The 16,423-nt window shown below is 68.9% G+C and carries 13 protein-coding genes; 8 read left to right on the forward strand and 5 right to left on the reverse strand.

The window, feature by feature from the left end:
• Positions 1-60 precede the first annotated feature (60 nt).
• From NJ1_RS07455 to NJ1_RS07470, 4 genes are read left to right on the forward strand one after another with little or no spacing between them, the layout of a single operon-like run.
• Entirely contained in the window at positions 61-1,461 is a 1,401-nt protein-coding gene (locus NJ1_RS07455; protein WP_157573822.1) for a Wzz/FepE/Etk N-terminal domain-containing protein, read from the forward strand.
• An 8-nt stretch (positions 1,462-1,469) separates the two neighbouring features.
• Positions 1,470-2,534: a glycosyltransferase family 4 protein gene (locus tag NJ1_RS07460; protein ID WP_084477847.1), complete on the forward strand. Its 1,065-nt coding sequence runs from the start codon at positions 1,470-1,472 to the stop codon at positions 2,532-2,534.
• Positions 2,531-3,694 (forward strand): glycosyltransferase, encoded by a 1,164-nt coding sequence (locus NJ1_RS07465; protein ID WP_245717266.1) that lies wholly within the window; start codon positions 2,531-2,533, stop codon positions 3,692-3,694. The genes NJ1_RS07460 and NJ1_RS07465 overlap by 4 nt, the downstream gene beginning before the upstream one ends.
• On the forward strand, positions 3,691-4,899 hold the full coding sequence (locus tag NJ1_RS07470) for a glycosyltransferase family 4 protein (RefSeq protein ID WP_067689353.1): 1,209 nt from the start codon (positions 3,691-3,693) through the stop codon (positions 4,897-4,899). Before NJ1_RS07465 ends, NJ1_RS07470 begins: the two co-directional genes overlap by 4 nt.
• Here NJ1_RS07470 and NJ1_RS07475 read toward each other — a convergent pair.
• The 4 genes from NJ1_RS07475 to NJ1_RS07490 are packed head-to-tail and all read right to left on the reverse strand — an operon-like array spanning position 4,860 to position 9,772.
• The gene (locus NJ1_RS07475; RefSeq protein WP_067689356.1) at positions 4,860-6,374 is read right to left on the reverse strand and encodes an O-antigen ligase family protein; all 1,515 of its coding nucleotides are present in this window, start codon (positions 6,372-6,374) and stop codon (positions 4,860-4,862) included. The genes NJ1_RS07470 and NJ1_RS07475 overlap by 40 nt on opposite strands.
• Positions 6,371-7,897, reverse strand: coding sequence for a P-loop NTPase family protein (locus NJ1_RS07480; protein WP_067689359.1), 1,527 nt, complete (start codon positions 7,895-7,897; stop codon positions 6,371-6,373). Before NJ1_RS07480 ends, NJ1_RS07475 begins: the two co-directional genes overlap by 4 nt.
• 10 nt (positions 7,898-7,907) lie before the next feature.
• Complete coding sequence (locus NJ1_RS07485) at positions 7,908-8,477, reverse strand: AMIN-like domain-containing (lipo)protein (RefSeq protein WP_067689361.1); 570 nt, start codon at positions 8,475-8,477, stop codon at positions 7,908-7,910.
• Between the two features lie 17 nt (positions 8,478-8,494).
• Complete coding sequence (locus NJ1_RS07490) at positions 8,495-9,772, reverse strand: phenylacetate--CoA ligase family protein (RefSeq protein ID WP_245717267.1); 1,278 nt, start codon at positions 9,770-9,772, stop codon at positions 8,495-8,497.
• A 283-nt stretch (positions 9,773-10,055) separates the two neighbouring features.
• On the opposite strand from NJ1_RS07490, the gene NJ1_RS07495 reads away from it, so the two are divergent.
• From NJ1_RS07495 to NJ1_RS07510, 4 genes are all read left to right on the forward strand, one after another.
• Positions 10,056-11,432: a nucleotide sugar dehydrogenase gene (locus tag NJ1_RS07495; protein ID WP_084477848.1), complete on the forward strand. Its 1,377-nt coding sequence runs from the start codon at positions 10,056-10,058 to the stop codon at positions 11,430-11,432.
• A gap of 10 nt (positions 11,433-11,442) precedes the next feature.
• Entirely contained in the window at positions 11,443-12,459 is a 1,017-nt protein-coding gene (locus tag NJ1_RS07500; protein ID WP_067689368.1) for a glycosyltransferase family 2 protein, read from the forward strand.
• 140 nt (positions 12,460-12,599) lie between these two features.
• Positions 12,600-14,303, forward strand: coding sequence for a lipopolysaccharide biosynthesis protein (locus tag NJ1_RS07505; RefSeq protein ID WP_157573824.1), 1,704 nt, complete (start codon positions 12,600-12,602; stop codon positions 14,301-14,303).
• Positions 14,300-14,869 carry a YdcF family protein gene (locus NJ1_RS07510; protein WP_157573825.1) on the forward strand — a complete coding sequence of 190 codons (570 nt, stop codon included), beginning with the start codon at positions 14,300-14,302 and terminating at the stop codon, positions 14,867-14,869. The genes NJ1_RS07505 and NJ1_RS07510 overlap by 4 nt, the downstream gene beginning before the upstream one ends.
• A 177-nt stretch (positions 14,870-15,046) precedes the next feature.
• Here NJ1_RS07510 and NJ1_RS07515 read toward each other — a convergent pair.
• Positions 15,047-16,423, reverse strand: a 1,377-nt coding sequence (locus NJ1_RS07515) for a heparinase II/III family protein (protein WP_169813106.1), incomplete at its 5' end; no start/stop codon positions are given.

Raw genomic sequence — 16,423 nt, forward strand, 5'->3', positions numbered from 1 at the left:
CGGCGGTTCTCGGTGCGCGATATTGGTGAATGCGCGGCCCCGATATTCGAGGGAGTCGAATTGAACAGCGTCACAAGAGTTCACCTCAATCGGGTGTGGCGTCGCAAGTGGCTGGTACTCATCCTCACCATCGGGGCATTGGCGCTCGGATTCTTCTCCACTCGCGACGCGGCGCCCACGTACACCAGTCGGATCGCCATGACGATCGGCTCGCCGAACCGCGCCCCGGACCAGGACGCCGTGCTCTCGGTCGGCTACGCGCAGTACTTCAAGGACCCCGCGTATCAGACGAAACTCAAAGCGGCGGCGGGCATCCCGGATGGCACGATCCTGGACGCGCGCACCGTCGCCTCGAGCCCGATCCTGTACATCGAGGGCACCGCGAGCACGCCCGGACTCGCGCAGGCCGGTGCGACCAAGGCGGGCAGCGTCTTCCGTGACGAGATCAACGCCAGCCTGCGCGCCGGCCAGGATGCCGCCATCGCCGCGGTGCGCAAACCGTTCGACGACATCCGCGCGGCCAACGGCGTGGTCAGCGACGCGTCGCTGACCCAGATGCAGGAGCAGATCAACCGGCTCAATGCCGACACCTCCAACAAGCTCATCGACCTGCAGCAGGCCTCGGATCCGGTGCGCGAGGAGCCCTCTCGGATTCCCACGCTGGTGAGCTACGGGGTGGGCGGGCTGCTGCTGGGCTGCCTCGCCGCGCTCGCGGTGGGTGCGCTCTCCCGACGCCTGCGCACCGGTGAGGACGTCGAGGAGAAGGTGGGCCTGACCGCCATCGCGGTGGTGCCCGGTACCGACGGCAAGCTCACCGCCGAACGGGATCGGGCGTTCAAGCAGGTGGTGACCGCGGTCGGACTGGCCGCACCGGTGGAGAAGGCCTCGGTGGCGATCACCGCGCCCGGGTCGAGCGACGGCATCGAAATCCTCGCGCGCGCCATCGCCGACGAACGCGCCCGCCAGGGCGTGCGCACGATCCTGGTCCACGCCGATCTGAGCCGCCGCCTCGCCAGGGGCGTGGGCGAAGTCCTCGCCGGGCGAGCCGATCTCGACGCCGTACTCACGCCCACGCGGCTTTCGGTCATGCGCGAGCTGTTCCCCGGCAGCATCGAGGAGGAACCGTTCACGGTCCTGAGCCGCGAACGCTTCACCCGCTTGCTGTCGCGGCTGCACGAGCGCGCGGACTTCGTGGTGTTCATCGGCCCGCCGGTGCTGAGTGCGGTCGAGGCCCAGGTCGTGGCCGCCACCGCCGGAACGACCGTGCTGGTGCTCGATCCCGCGACGACCACGGTCGAGCAGGCCCGGCGCGCACACCGGCTGCTGGCGGCGGTGGATGCGAATCTGCTCGGCGCGGTGTTGCTCGAGACCCCGCAAGCCCCCGCCGCGGGCGGCCACGCACCACCCGGCCCGGAAGCTCTGGGAGACCGCAGGATCACCGCGGCGCGTGCGGCCGAGTAGCCCCGACCATGAGACGGCAACGGGCCCTGTGGGTCTCGACGAGCATGTCCACGCGCGGCGGTGTCGCCACCTTCGTGCGGGAGATGCGCGAGACTCCGATCTGGGCGCACTGGGATATCCGGCACATCGCGACGCATCGCGACGGTTCGGTCGTGACGAAGCTGATCGCCTATCTGGCAGCGGTATTCGTGTATCCGTATCGGCTGGCGACGCATCGCCCGGCACTGGTGCACATCCACCTGTCCTCCTACGGCAGCTTTCCGCGCAAGTACCTGTTCGAGTTGATCGCACGGGCCACCCGCACCCCGGTGGTGCTGCACGTGCACGGCTCGGACTTCTCGGTGTTCCACGACGAAGCCCCGCGACTGGTGCGCGCCGCCATCCGCGACGCGCTCGCCGGGGCCGCCGTCGTGGTCGCGCTGGGCGAGCCGTGGGCGGCGGCGCTGCGTGAGATCACGCCGCGAGCACGAATCATCGTGATCTCCAATGCGATCCGGCCCGCGCGACCGGTCGAGCAGGATGGCGGCATACCCGCCCGGGTGCTGTTCCTGGGTGAGGTGGGCGAGCGCAAGGGCACCTTCACCCTGCTCGAGGCCTGGCAGCGCCTGCTCGCGGCGTCGCCGGGGCTGGACGTGCGACTCGTCATCGCCGGGGACGGAGAGGTCGACCGGGCCCGCAAGATGGTCGCGGAGCTGGGCATCGGGCCCAGCGTCGAGGTGACCGGATGGCTGGCCCCGGAGCGGATTCCCGAACTGCTCGACGGCTCACAGGTGCTGGTGCTGCCCTCGCATCGCGAAGGCCAGCCGATGGCGATTCTGGAAGCCATGGCCCGCGGGCTGTGCGTGGTGACCTGCCCCGTGGGCGGCATCCCCGACCTGATCGACGACCGATGCGGCCTGATGGTGCCGCCGGGCGAGGTCGAACCGCTCGCCGAGGCACTGGGACGTGCGGTGCGGGACACCGCGCTGCGTAAACGGCTGGGCGGGGCCGCATTACAGCGCGTCCGCGAGGAATTCGACATCGACGTCGTCTGGCGTCGATTCGACGGCATCTACCGGGAGATCGTGCGATGAGCTTTCCGGAATCGGGCATCGGCGCATCCGGCTCGGACGGTTCCCGGCCGATCCGCGTGTTGTACGTGGTTCCGGATCTGCGGGTCGGCGGAGCCGAACGGCATGTGACGACGCTGCTGCCCAGCCTGGACCGGAGCAGGTTCGAGGCGTCGGTGATCTGCCTGGGTGAGGAGGGTGAACTCTTCGCGGATCTGGGCGCGGCAGGAGTGCCCGCGCGGGCCCTGCATCGCACCAAACGTCAAGCGGCGGCGGCACTCCGCGATCTCGTGCGGGCGATGCGCGAGAGCCGCCCCGATATCGTGATCACGCGCGGTTACAACGCCGAGGCGCTCGGTCGGCTGGCCGCCTGGCGCGCGGGCGTGCCGCATTCGATCGTCTGGGTGCACAACCACGGCGATATCGAGCCGCGCGGGCGGATCCGCGCCGCCGTCGACCGCGTGCTCGATCGCCGCACCACGGCCTATTTCGGTGTCGCACACGCCCAGACGCGGTACATGACCGATGAACTCGGCTACCCCGGATCCAAGATTCGGATCATCCACAACGGCGTGGACCCCTCGGCCTTCGACACCGGCGAGGATCGCGCGGCCGTCGCGGATCTCGGCCTCGGCCCCGAGGACCGCATCGTCGGACTCGTGGCCGCCCTGCGACCGGAGAAGGATCACGCCACCTTCCTGCGCGCGGCCCGGCTGGTCGCCGATCGGCTGCCCGCCGCCCGGTTTCTGATCGTCGGCGACGGACCGATGCGGCACTCGATCGAGGAACTCGCCGAGGAACTGGGCCTGCGTGATCGCGTCGTGCTCGCCGGATCGCGCCCCGATGTGGCAGAACTGCTGCGCGCCATGGACATCGTGGTCCTGAGCTCCTACAGCATCGAGTGTTTTCCCATGGCCCTGCTCGAGGCCATGGCCGCGGCCCGGCCCGCCGTCTGCACGGCGGTCGGGGGAGTGCCGGAGATGATCGCGGACGGTGAGACCGGCTATCTGGTGCCGCCGCGCGATCCGGAGGCGATGGCCGAGCGCCTGATCGCGCTCCTGGCAGATCCCGTGGCGCGCAAGGACATGGGCAGCGCGGCCCGTGCCCGGGTCGAGCACCTGTTCAGCCTGAAGACAAGTATCGCGGCCGCCGAAAAGGCCCTCGAGGAGATCGTGACGCTGTGAGCGACAGACACATTCTGATCCTGGTCGAAAATCTTTCGGTCCCCTTCGACCGCCGGGTCTGGCAGGAGAGCCGCGCCCTGGTGGACGCGGGCTACCGGGTGAGCGTCATCTGCCCGATGGGCGCCAAGCAGGATCAGGAGGCCGAGGCCACGATCGAGGGCGTCCGCATCCTGCGTTACCCGCTGCGCGCGGCCACCGGCGGCCCGGCCGGATATCTGCGCGAGTACTCGCTCGCCCTGTGGCACACCCTGAGACTGGCGATTCGCGTACGCCGCGAGGGTCCGGTGCACGTCGTGCACGCCTGCAATCCGCCGGATCTGCTGTTCCTGATCGCGCTCGTGCTGCGCGTCGGCGGGGCCCGATTCGTCTTCGACCACCACGATCTGGTCCCGGAACTGTTCCTGTCCCGGTTCGAGGGTGGCGGCACCCTGCTGTACCGCGCCTCGATGCTGTTGGAGCGCATCACCTTCGCCTGCGCGCACGGCGTCATATCGACCAACGAGAGCTATCGCCGCGTCGCCATCGACCGCGGCGGCATGGACCCCGCGCGGGTCACGGTGGTGCGCAGCGCACCGGACCTCTCGAAATTCGTCGCCCGCACACCCGATCCGGCGCTCAAGCGTGGAAAGCCATATCTCGGTGCGTATCTCGGCGTGATGGGCCCGCAGGACGGGGTCGACTACGCGCTGCGCGCCATCGCCCACCTGCGCGACGAACTCGGCCGCACCGACACGCATTTCATCTTCATGGGCTCCGGTGACGCCTTCGACGATCTGGTCGCGCTCGCCGAGGAATTGCGCCTCGAGGATCTGGTCGAGTTCACCGGCAGGGTCTCGGACGAGTTCCTGCAGATCTGCCTGTCCACCGCCGACGTGTGCCTCTCGCCCGATCCGCACAACCCGCTCAACGACGTGTCCACCATGAACAAAGTCGTCGAATACATGGCGATGGCCCGCCCGCTGGTGTCCTTCGAACTGACCGAGGCCCGGGTGTCCGCGGGCGCGGCGGCGGTCTATGTTCCGGCCAACGACGAGGCCGCCTTCGCCGTGGCCCTGGCCGAACTGCTCGACGATCCGGACCGGCGCAAGCGGATGGGCGAGTTCGGCCGAGAGCGGGTGGCTCGTGAACTGTCCTGGGACACCTCACGAGCCAAGCTGATCGCCTTCTACGACGAGATCTTCCGCTCCCTGATCGCCGCGCGCTGAGCCCGTCCCGCCTCGAGCGGATCGACCGCCGCGCGCTGCGACAGCCGATCCGCCGCGCCGACCGCGGCCCCGACCAGTGCGAAGACCATGGTGCTCGGATAATCGAACAGGCGCAGATCGACGAACACCCCGGCCAGCACCAGCGAGACGAACGCCGCCCCGGCGGTGAACGCCAGCGGCCGGCCCATGAGCCCCCCGGCGGGCAACCGGAGGTAGGCCAGCACCAGCCGGCGGGCCAGCAGCACCAGCACGGTCAGCCACAACAGCAGCCCGACGATGCCGAGTTCGGCGAGAATGCCCAGTTCGGTCTCGTGCGCCGGAATGCCGAGCCCGCGATCCCACGGCGTGTCCGGCGAATACTGTTGATGCCGATAGGTATTGACCATGACGAACCGGCCCAGACCCCAGCCGCTCCAGGGCTTCTGCGTGAACGCCCACACCGCCGTGGCATCGGCATTGAGCCGGTCGTAGATCTCGTTCGTCGAGGCGACGCCGCCGGCCTTGCGGTCGGAACTGGTGAAGGTGGTCCAGTTCATCGCGATGATCACCGCAACGCCGAGCGCGGTGACGACGAATCCGGTCCGATACCCCTTGCCCAGCACGATGGCCAGCACAATGACGACGCCGAAATCGAGCCAGATGGACCGGGTGTGGGTGAGATACACCGAATACGCACAGGCCACCGCGATCACCGCGAGCAGCAACCGCATTCGCCGCGAACGCTTCTCGGTGCCGATCAGCACCAGCGACAGCACGAAACCCACGATCAGGATCAGCCCGTTGACCTCCGGCTGATTCGGCAGTCCCACCGCGCGCTCGGCCCAGGCCGGATTCGCCACGATGTACTTGGGCCACACCAGGCCCTGCGGCCCGTGGAACTGCAGAATGCTCACCCACGCCGAATAGGCCGCGCACACCAGCAGTGTCGTGATCAGGAACTTGATCGACTCGCGGGTACTGAAGATCATTCGCGCGACCAGGTAGGCCGCGAACGGCATGACCGTGCCGATGATCAGATAGCGCCACAAATCGAGCATCTCGCCCGAGAGCGGATAGAGGATCGGCGGGAACTCGTGCGTCTGCAGAATCGAATTCAGATTCCAGAGCAGATACAGCACCATGGCGCACTCGACCGCCCCGATCGACACCCGGCGCTCGGGATGCCCGCGCACCCACGCCAGCGTCGCGATGACCACGCCGCCGAACGCCAGGATGAACGGGTCCGTGGTCGGCAGGATCTTCGGGATGGCGGGCCGCAGGAACGTCGCGACGATGAGGAACACGAACGCCCAGCGCGGATCCTTCAACCCGATGACCACGAGCACCGCCGCGATACCGCCCGCCGCCGCGACCACGCCGACCCCGCCGGGAGCCTTGCCCGACACCGCGAGCACCCCGCCCAGGCCGACCGCCAGCGCGGCCGCGAGCAGGGCCAGCCGCCACGCTCGCTCGACCGCCGGCGTCAGCGCGGTCATGATCGGAACCCGAACCGCCGCCGCGATTCTCGTGGCTCCGAGGTGTCCACGAGCACCGCCCCGAGCACCTCCGCACCGACCTGATTCACCGCCCGGACCGCCTCCTGCACCTCCCGCACCCGGGTCCGCCCGCGCTCGATGACCAGCACCGTCAGATCCGTCAGATCGGTGACGATCTGCGATTCCGAGGCGGTGCCGATCGGCGGCACCTGAATCACGATCAGGTCGGCCGCGGATCCGGCCTCGTGCAGGAAGGCGCGGAACCGATCCCGATCGAAGAGCGCATAGGGATCACCGGTGAACGCACCCGGCGCGATCTCGGCGAAACCGTCCGGACCGCGGTCACTCGTGACCGCGCGCAGGTCGGAGACGCTCCCGCGCAACAATTCCGCGAGACCCGGTTCGACCCGCCCGGCCGCGAACCCGGACTCGCCCCGTCCCGCTGTTTCCCGCGCCGCCGCGTTCGGCCCCGCTGCGCCCTGTGCCGCCTTGTCCTGCCCCGCTGAGTCCTGCCCCGCCGAGTCCTGCTCCGGTGTGCCCGATGCCGCGACGGCCGCCTCGCTCCCGCGCAGATCCGCATCCACGAACAACACCTTGGCGCCCTGCCCCGCACGGTGCTCCGCGATCGCCCGCGCCAGCCGCTGCGCCGCGACGCCCTGCGAAATCGGAGCCACCGCAACCGAAGTCGGCGAGGTGGTCCCCGCCTTGGCCACCAGGTTCGAGATATGGCGCAGCACCACCTGGCGCCGCGCGTCGCGGGCAGGGGTGCCGCCGGGTGGCACCACATCCAGCGTCCGCACCCCGGTCTTCTCCACCACGTCGTAGTCGGTGTACAGCCGCCGCGTCGCCGCACCGGCCATGATCGCCACCACACAACCCAGCAGCACCCCGCCGACCATGCCGGTCGCGAGCGTGCGGGTCTTGCCGGTGCCGTTGGCCGCGGCCCCCGCGCCCGATTGCAGGATGGTCAGCCGATTGGCCGAATCGGCGTTGAGCGCGTCGATCTGCTGCTGCAACTGGATCTGGGCGCTGAAGGCATTGGGATCGTCGGCCCGGAGCCGATCGCCCCACACCGCCATCATGGCCGCGGTCATGGCGTCCGCGGTGGCCTTGCGGCTCTCGTCCAGACGGCCGTTGACGTCCTCGACGTACAGCTGCGCGACCTTCGGGGCCGCGGCCTCGGCCGCCGCCGGCGTCGCGGCGGTGACCTGGACGTAGAACAGTGGACTGGCCGAGACGAATTGGGCCGAGAAGCTGTAGATGTCCTCCGGGAAACCGCTCTTGCGCCCGATGGCGGCCTGATAGGTCGGATCGTTCAGGTAGTACGTGAAGCCCTGCGCCAGAATGGCGTCCTGGGTCGGCGGCCGGGTGGATCCGGCCGAGACCAGCACCCTGCTGGTGTAGGTCACCCCCCGCCCGTGCGCGGACAGGTACGCCCCGAGCATCGCGACCAGGGCGATCGCCACCACCAGGGCGCGACGCTGCCAGATCCTGTCCCACAGCACATTCAGCGTGTTCGCCACTGTTCCCCCGTCATCGGTGATCGATTTCCACCGTGACCCGCGCCGGATCGGTCGCACCGCTCACCCGGAAGGACCGCTGCGCGGTCTGCAACCCGATGAACGCCTGCGTCACGCCGCGCACCGCGCTCGCGAATCGCACCTCGCCGACGGAGGTCATGGTGGGGTCGGTGAGCGTCTCGGGCCCGGTGTACGGCGGCACCCCGGATATGAAGGGATTGGCGGCTTCCCGGATCAGCACCTCGATGACGGACTGGCCGGTGACCGAGAAGGGGGCCCGGGTGCCGTTCTGCACCGCCTGCGCCACATAGTGCACCGCCCAGCCCGGAACCGCCGATCCGGTGAACTCGAAGGTCACCCGATCGGCCGAATCCGTCCGGGAGAGTGAGATGTTCGTCAAACCGATGGCCACCGCACCGGGGTCCGGCGTGCGGTCCTTGGCCACGAATTCATCGACGGGCGCGGTCGTCTGGGTGAGCGGTCGATTCGGAGGCGAGGACTCGCCGCCGCATCCTGCGATCGATCCGGCCGCCAGCAGTGACACCGCCGCCAGCAGGGCCGATCTCGCGACGAGGGCGGTCACGGCGTCTCCCTGTCTCCTCATGAATCTCGCTGTACGGGTATCGCGGGGCGCGCGGGCCGTGTTTCGCCGGTGAGCGGTTGCTCGACCACGGCGGTCTTCAGCTTTCCACTCCGCGGCCGAGGGAGCGCGTCGAAGACGCGAACTCGCAGCTCCTGGCCCGGACCGAACTGCCGGGCGATGTTCCGGGTGGCGTGCGCGGCGGTGTCCGACTGCGAGAATCCCTTGCCCGGAACGACTCTCAGCTCGAACACCCCCGGGCGCAGCTGTGCGATCTGGGCCTCGCGCAGGCCGGTCAGATCATCGACGATGCTCGACGGCAGCGGCAGCGGGCGGCCGTCGGAGGCGGTGAAGGTGTCCTCGACCCGGCCGTCGACCACACCCAGCAGCGGCAGCGCCCGTCCGCACGGACACGGACCGGGGGCGGAGGGGCGGACCTCGTCGCCGGTGCGATAGCGCAGCAGCGGGAATCCGGTGTTCTGCAACGAGGTTCCGACAATCTCCCGCCGGGTGCTCGAGCCCTCGACCGGAATCGTCTCGACGATGCCGTAGGACGGGAAGACGTGGTAGCCACCCGCCTCGCAGGTGCCGGCCATGACGGTGCGCTCGGTCTGCCCGTAGTGATCGATGACGGGCGCGTCGAACACCTCCTGGATGAGGGTGCGCTGTCCCGGCGCCATCATCTCCGAGGAGGTGATGATCGCGTCCACCGGAATCGTCATGCGGCGATCGCGCAGCAATGCCGCCAACAGGGCGATGCTCGACGGCCAGCCCTCGATGGCATCGGGGGAGAAGCGGCGGATCTCGTTCACGATCACATCGACGCGATCGGGGGTCAGGTGATAGCTCGACACCAGCAGCTGATTGGCGCCGGGGACCGCCATGGTGGGCCCGCGGCTGCGGCCGATCGCGAAGTTGCTGCCGCGCAAGACCACTCGACGCGAGTTCGACGGCAGTCCGAACCAGCCCCACTGATGTTCGAGCACCGCGAGTTCGAACACCGAGGAGGTGATCGTCCGGTAACACTCGATCGGCACCCCGGAGGTGCCGCTCGAGCGCACCGACCACATCAGCCGGCGCGGCAGGGTGCGGAAATCATCGGCCCGCTCGGCCAGATCACGGCGGGACACCAGCGGCAGGAGTGACAGATCGGCGATGGTGCGGATTTCTCTCGGGTCCACCCCCGAGGTGCGGAACCAGTCGCGGTAGAACGGCGACTTCGCCGCCGCGACCCGGACCAGCACTCGAAGACGTTGCTCCTGAACGGCTTTGATCTCCGCGGCGTCCGCCAGATCCAACCTGTTCAACCTGCGGTGTAGCGCTCCACGTCGCGGATGTGCGCGCCGGAGCCGATACTTGAGGCTCAGGCTCGCGCTCGACCAACTCATCTACTCAGCGACTCCCCCCAGCCGGTACCCGTGAACATTCCGGCGCCTGTCCCAATCACCCCCGACCGCGACACACACGCGACGGACACGGGAGCCGTCACGCGTTGCACTGCCTGATGATAACGCTATTCAATCTCGAAATGCATTGGTAACAAACAACTCAGCGGTAACGACGATCCATGTGGTGGGCAAAATGGACGAGCACGACCGGGGGAACACTCACGTGCAGCAGAACCGGACAGCGAGCGCATCGACTGTCAGCGTTTTCGGGCTCGGCTATGTGGGCTGCGTGTCGGCGGCCTGTCTCGCCGCGCGGGGCAACACCGTGATCGGTGTGGACGTCAACCCGCAGAAGACCGAGTTCATCCGACAGGGCCGCACACCTGTCGTCGAGGAGCGGATCGGCGAGCTCATCGCCGAAGTAGTTACGGCCGAACGGCTGCGCGTCACCGAGGATGTCGCCGAAGCCGTGCTGGCGACCGACATTTCGATCGTCTGCGTCGGCACGCCCTCGGCCCCCGGCGGCGGGCTCTCGATGGCGTACCTGGAGCGGGTGAGCGAGCAGATCGGCGCCGCGCTGGCGGACAAGGACGGCTGGCACATCGTCGCGTACCGCAGCACCATGGTGCCGGGAACGTGCGAAGGCAGCCTCATTCCCATTCTCGAAAAGGCGTCGGGCAAGAAAGTCGGCGTGGATTTCGGCGTCTGCGTGAATCCCGAATTCCTGCGCGAGGGCAGCAGCGTGCGCGATTTCGAGAATCCGCCGAAAACCGTTATCGGAGAATCGGATGCGCGCACGGGTCTGGAGATGACGGCCCTGTACGAGGGCCTGCCGGGACCGCGCTTCCGGGTGCCGATCGCGGTGGCCGAGATAACCAAGTACGTGGACAACAGCTTTCACGCGCTCAAGGTGACCTTCGGCAACGAGATCGGGGCGCTGTGCGCGACGCTCGGGCTGGACTCGCACGCCGTCATGGACATCTTCCTGGCCGACACCAAGCTCAATATCAGCCCGGCCTATCTGCGCCCCGGCTTCGCCTTCGGCGGCTCGTGCCTGCCGAAGGACGTGCGCGCGCTCAATCACACCGCCCGCCAGCACGATCTGGAACTGCCGGTGCTGCAGAACGTGCTGGTATCCAACGAGGCTCAATTGCGGCGCGCGGTCGACACCGTGATCGCGCTCGGCCGCCGGCGGGTCGGCATCTTCGGGCTGTCGTTCAAGGCGGGCACCGATGATCTGCGCGAGAGCCCCATGGTGGAATTCGCCGAACGGCTCATCGGCAAGGGGTACGACGTGCGAATCTACGATGCGAATGTGGCGCTCTCGCGGCTGATGGGCGCCAATCGGGCGTTCATCGAGGAGCGCCTGCCGCATATCGGGGAGCTGCTCACCGACGATATCTCCACGGTGGTGGCGCACGGCGAGATCTTCATCGTCGGCACCTCCGAGCCGGACGTCGTCGCGGCCGTCGACGCGATCGGTCCCGACCGGACCGTGCTGGATGTGGTGCGACTGCCCGGGGCGGCCGAACGGCGGCTGCGCCCCGGATATGTCGGCATCGGATGGTGAGGGGGTAGCGATGAGCGAGCCGAGCATTCCAGGATTCAGTTTTCTGACCACCGCGTACAAGACCGAGGACTATCTGCGCGACACCATCGAATCGGTTGTCGCGCAGACGCTCCCGGACTGGGAACTGATCGTGGTGGACAACGGCATGTCCGACGAGATCGCAGCCATCGTCGAGAGCTATCGCGACGACGGGCGAATCCGCCTGGTACGCCAGGAGAACAAGGGATACGACGGTGGTGTCATGGCCGCCGCCGCCCGCGCCACCGGCCGGTACTTCGTGGTCCTGGACAGCGACGATCAGGTGATGCCCACCTTCTGCGCGGAGGTCCGGCGCGCGCTGGACGCGGATCCCGGTATCGACGCCGTCGGCTGCGACGCCTTCCGCTTCGACGACTCCGGCGCGGACCTGCCCGTCGGGTACTACCGCTCCACCAACGTCAAACGCAAGCCCGACCCCGCCACCCGCCTGACGCTGATCGACCTGCTCGGCGGTCTGGTCCCGTACTACACCGCGGCCATCCGCCGCGAGGCGTGGGAGGCGGTCGGCGGGTACGACCGCGGCGGCGAGGAACTGCACGAATCGGTGGTCATCTGGATTCGCATGGTCGGCGCCTACGATATCCGCGTCCTGCCGGACCGGCTGGCGCGCTTCCGGATTCGCGGCGACTCCATGACCCGTGACCCCGAGAAGGTCGAAGCGTTCATGGCCGAACTCGAACGCTCCTTCTCCTGGGCCGCCCCCACGGATCCCGAGGCCCGCGCCGCCCTGGATCGCACCCTGCGGACCTTCCGCTACTGGGTCCAACTCCGCCGCGCCCAGCAGGCCCTGCTCGCCGGGGACGACAGAGCTGCCCGCGCCGCCGCCCGTGAAGCCTTCACCCAGCGCAAAACCGTTCGCGCCGCCGCCATCATCGCCTCGGTCAGCACCTTCCCCGACACCCTCCGCCGCATCCACCCCCTCAAACAGCAGGTGTCCGAACGATTCGCCCGCGCGGCGGGCAGGATCGTCAGCGCCACCACCCGGTGATCGCGCGGGAGCCCGGGGCCGACGACGGCGATCACGCCGATCCGCCACCGGGTCGGGCTACACCACGGTCGGCCCGGCGCCCGGCGCGACCTCCGGAAAGTGCTGCGCCACCACGGAATACCAGGCCGACCGACTCCGGCGTGGTCGGCGACTCGGGTATCGCCGGGCACACCGACCTGGCTCCGGCGGTGACGGAACGACCGGACGAATCGGCACAGGACGAACGATCACGTGCCGGACCGCTGCCATCGGTGCGCCACGCAGGCCCTGACTCGGCCGATCCGTCGTCGCGGTCCGGCGGCACTCACGCGGCGGCGGACGGGCCGCAGGTCGGCGACGGATGCGCCGAGGATCGATCCGATCCCGGGGCTGTGGCACAGCGGCAGCCGAGTGGGTTGTCCGCTGTGCTGAGGCGCGGAGCGGTGATGTCGGCGGCCGGAGTGGGGGCGGTGCAGGTCATCGCGTTGGTGCAGACCTTGGTGCTGGCGCATCTGCTCTCACCGGCCGAGGTGGGGGTCTTCGCGGCGGGGACGGTGCTGACGACGTTCGTGATGGTGTTCTCGCACAGTTCGTTGAGCCACGCGCTGATACAGCGGCGGACCGAGATCGAGGACGCGGCGGAGACCGTGTTCCGGGTGACGCTCGGATCGGGTGTGGTGCTCGCGGGAATGCTGCTCGCGAGTGCGCCGGTGTTGTCGAGGGTGTTCCATGACCCGCAGGTGGGGTCGGTGGCTGCCGTGTGTTCCGGGACCGTGGTGCTGACGTCGCTGATGGCGGTGCCGGACGCGATGATGCAGCGCGCCTTGCAGTTCGAGCGGCGGGTGATCGTGGATCCGGCGAACGCCGTGGCGTTCGCGACGGTGTCGATCTCGCTGGCCGTCGCCGGGTTCGGGGTGTGGGCGCTGGTGGCGGGGTACTACGTGTCGGTTCTGGTGGCGGCCACGGCGGCCTGGTGGTTGTCCGGATGGCGGCCCCGGCGTGGGCGATTCAGTGTTCCGCTGTGGCGGGAACTCGCGGTGTTCGCGTTCCCGCTGTTGCTCGAGAGCGTGGTGGAGCGGGCGCTCGAGGCGGTGGAGGTGATGCTGGTCGGGCAGCGGTTGCAGACCTCGGCGCTCGGAAACTATCGCAACGGCAGGCGGCTGGCGTTCCTGCCGGTGACGGCGATCATCCAGATCTGTTCGTACGTCTTGTTTCCGGCGTTCGCGCAGATCTCGGGGGAACCCGAACGATTCGAGCGGGGCTTCCTGCGGGCGATGGGCTGGATGTGGCTCGCGGTGGTCCCGGCCTCGGCTCTGCTGGGTGCGATCGGCGAACCGGTCGTGGTGCTGCTGCTCGGGAACGAATGGCGCGGAGCCGGAGTCCTGGTCGAGTCGATGGCGGGCGTCGGCATCGGCTTCGCGCTCATGTCGGTGTGCGCGGAGGCGTGCAAGGGGGCGGGCCGACCACAGCTGATCAACTGGATGACCGGCATCGGGGCTCTCACCGCCGTGCCGCTCATCCTGATCCTGTTGCCGCACGGGCTCTTCGGCGTCGGGGTGGCGCTGTCGGTCTCGGCGATCTTGACCGGACTCACCGGTCTGCTGGTCTCGCGTAGCGTCGTCCATGTGTCCCATGGCGAACTGGCGCACTGCCTCCTGCCCCCGGCGCTCGCCGGAGTCTGCGCGGCCGTCGCCGCCGGACTGCTCGAGCGCCTGCTGCTGCACGCGAGCGAGAAGTCCGTGGTGCTCGGTCTCGGGCTGGTCGGGCTCGAGGCGCTCGTCTTCGTCGCTCTGTTCACCGCTGTGCTGCAGGCGATTTCCCCCACGACCCTCACGCCGCTGCGGTCAGCGGTCCGCCGCTCGTGACCGCCCGCCCGCCGTCCCGGCGCCCGCGCCGCTATCTCCGCTATCTCCTGGCCCTGCTCTGCGTCGTCGCGGCACTCGTCGGCCTGGGCTACCCCGTCTATGTCCGCCCCCAGATCGACGCGCTACGTCACGCCGACGCCATCCTCGTGCTGGGCGGCGAAGGCGTCGACCGCTATGCCTACGGCCTCGACCTCGCCCGCCAGGGCTACGCGGACACCGTCCTGTTCTCCAACCCCTACGGCGAATTCACCGACATCGACGAAATCCGCGAACCCTGCCACACCCCCCAGCAGGGCTTCACCCTCGAATGCTTCGCTCCCGACCCGCCCACCACGCTCGGCGAAGCCCGCGAACTCCGCCGCATCGCCACCGAGAACGACTGGCACACAGTGATCGTCGTGACCATGCGCCCCCATCTCTCCCGAGCCCGCTTCATCCTGTCCCGCTGCTTCACCGGCAACCTGGTGATGCGCGACAGCCCCGTGGACATCACCCCCTGGTACTGGGCCTGGTCCTACCTCTACCAAACCGCCGGTTACGCCCGAGCCCTCACCGACCGCTGCTGAACGTCACCCGAGCGACGGGGATCGGTGAGTGCCCACGTGGGCATCGATTGGTGCCCACCGGTGGGGTACCCACAAAAAGTATCGGTAGGTGCCCGCGCAGGGGCATCGGTAGGTGCGTACGCCAACTCCGGGGGAGCGCCGCGCCCGGCCGCCACTGACTGTGGCCTCTTTCCGGTATCACGTGGCGACGCCGAACGCCACGGCTCCGTCGTGCCGGATGTCGACGACGAGCGTGCGCACCGCGCCGCCCTGCCGCCACCGGACCTGGATGTCGTCCCCGGCCAGGTTCACGGTCAACTCCCGCACTCGCGCCGCTCCGGTGCGGAGTGCGCTCACGAGCACGAAAGGCGCTGTGGCGGAGCAGTGTGCGCCGATCAGCCACGCTGGTTCCCGGGACTCGAGCAGTTCCGACCACCAACCGAGATCGGTGTTCTCGTCGCCGCGAATCCGGGTGGGCGTCACCGGAGCCGTCGCGGCGTACGCGACCGACAACACATCCTCGCCCGCGCGGCTCACCCAGTGCCCGATTCCCACCGGGTCTCCGGTGCCCATCGGGTGTCCGGTGTCTGCCGGGTGTCCGGTGCCGGCCGAATGTCCCTCGTCCGCTGAGTGTCCGGTGCTGGCCGAGTGTCCGTCGCCCGTCGGGTGTCTGGTGCCGGCCGAATCTCTGTCGCCCGCTGAGTGTCCCGCGTCTGCTGAGTGTCCACCGCCCGCCGAATGTCCACTGCCCGCCGAATGTCCACCGCCGGTCGAATATCCGTCGCCGATCGGCCGGACCTGGAGCGCCGGGTGCAGCGGCCACGACACCTGGGCCGAGTGAATTCCTGTGCCCGCCAACATGTCGACCACCAGCACCAGGTCCTCGTCCGGCGGCGCGATCAGCCACCGCCGGTGCGCCACCGGATCCGCCAGCCGCCGATACCCGTCGTGCTCCGCATCCACCACCCCCCGATCCAGATCCACCGCGCGCACCCGCACCCGCGCATGCTCGCTCCAGATGAACGGCCCGCCCATGACCGACTGATCCAGCCCGTCCACCGTCACCGTCGCATGCGCCCGCGTACTCCGATGCGCCGCACGCCGATTCGGATGCCCGTAGTAACTCGCGGTCCCCGGATCACAGATCAGCTCGGAGCCGTCCACCGCGAGCGTCACCGCCAGCGCATCGGCATGCCCGTGCGCGGCGATCGACAGATATCCGAGCGGCCCCACATCCATGGTCACCCTGCGCCCGTTCTCCCGCAGCACGACCAACCCACCATCGGGCGCGTATCCGCTGCGCGCGGCCTGCGAGTGCTCGCCGTAGGAATAACGCGCGTGGGTGTCGCCCGAACCTTGTGCGTGTCCGTCCGGTGAACTGTGCGTGTGGGTCTCGGCCGAAGCCCGCGTGCGATTGCCGGTCGAACCCAGCGCATCGCCGCCGGACGAGCCCTGGGCGGAACTCCATCGCGGGTCTCGTGCGGACCCCGCGCGGGGAAACTGCTCGGTCCCTGTGCTCCCGTTCGGGGTGCCACCGTCCAGAGCCTTCTCTCCGGGCGGGAACTGAGTGTCCCT

It is taken from the genome of Nocardia jejuensis NBRC 103114 (assembly GCF_001613145.1).
GTDB lineage: Bacteria > Actinomycetota > Actinomycetes > Mycobacteriales > Mycobacteriaceae > Nocardia > Nocardia jejuensis.

What these genes read in the sequence shown, in the direction of transcription:
- NJ1_RS07460 (WP_084477847.1), top strand. Translation starts at nt 1,470, where the DNA reads ATGAGACGGCAACGGGCCCTGTGGGTCTCGACGAGCATGTCCACGCGC.
- NJ1_RS07465 (WP_245717266.1), top strand. Translation starts at nt 2,531, where the DNA reads ATGAGCTTTCCGGAATCGGGCATCGGCGCATCCGGCTCGGACGGTTCC.
- NJ1_RS07475 (WP_067689356.1), bottom strand. Translation starts at nt 6,374, where the DNA reads ATGACCGCGCTGACGCCGGCGGTCGAGCGAGCGTGGCGGCTGGCCCTG.
- NJ1_RS07495 (WP_084477848.1), top strand. Translation starts at nt 10,056, where the DNA reads ATGGACGAGCACGACCGGGGGAACACTCACGTGCAGCAGAACCGGACA.
- NJ1_RS07500 (WP_067689368.1), top strand. Translation starts at nt 11,443, where the DNA reads ATGAGCGAGCCGAGCATTCCAGGATTCAGTTTTCTGACCACCGCGTAC.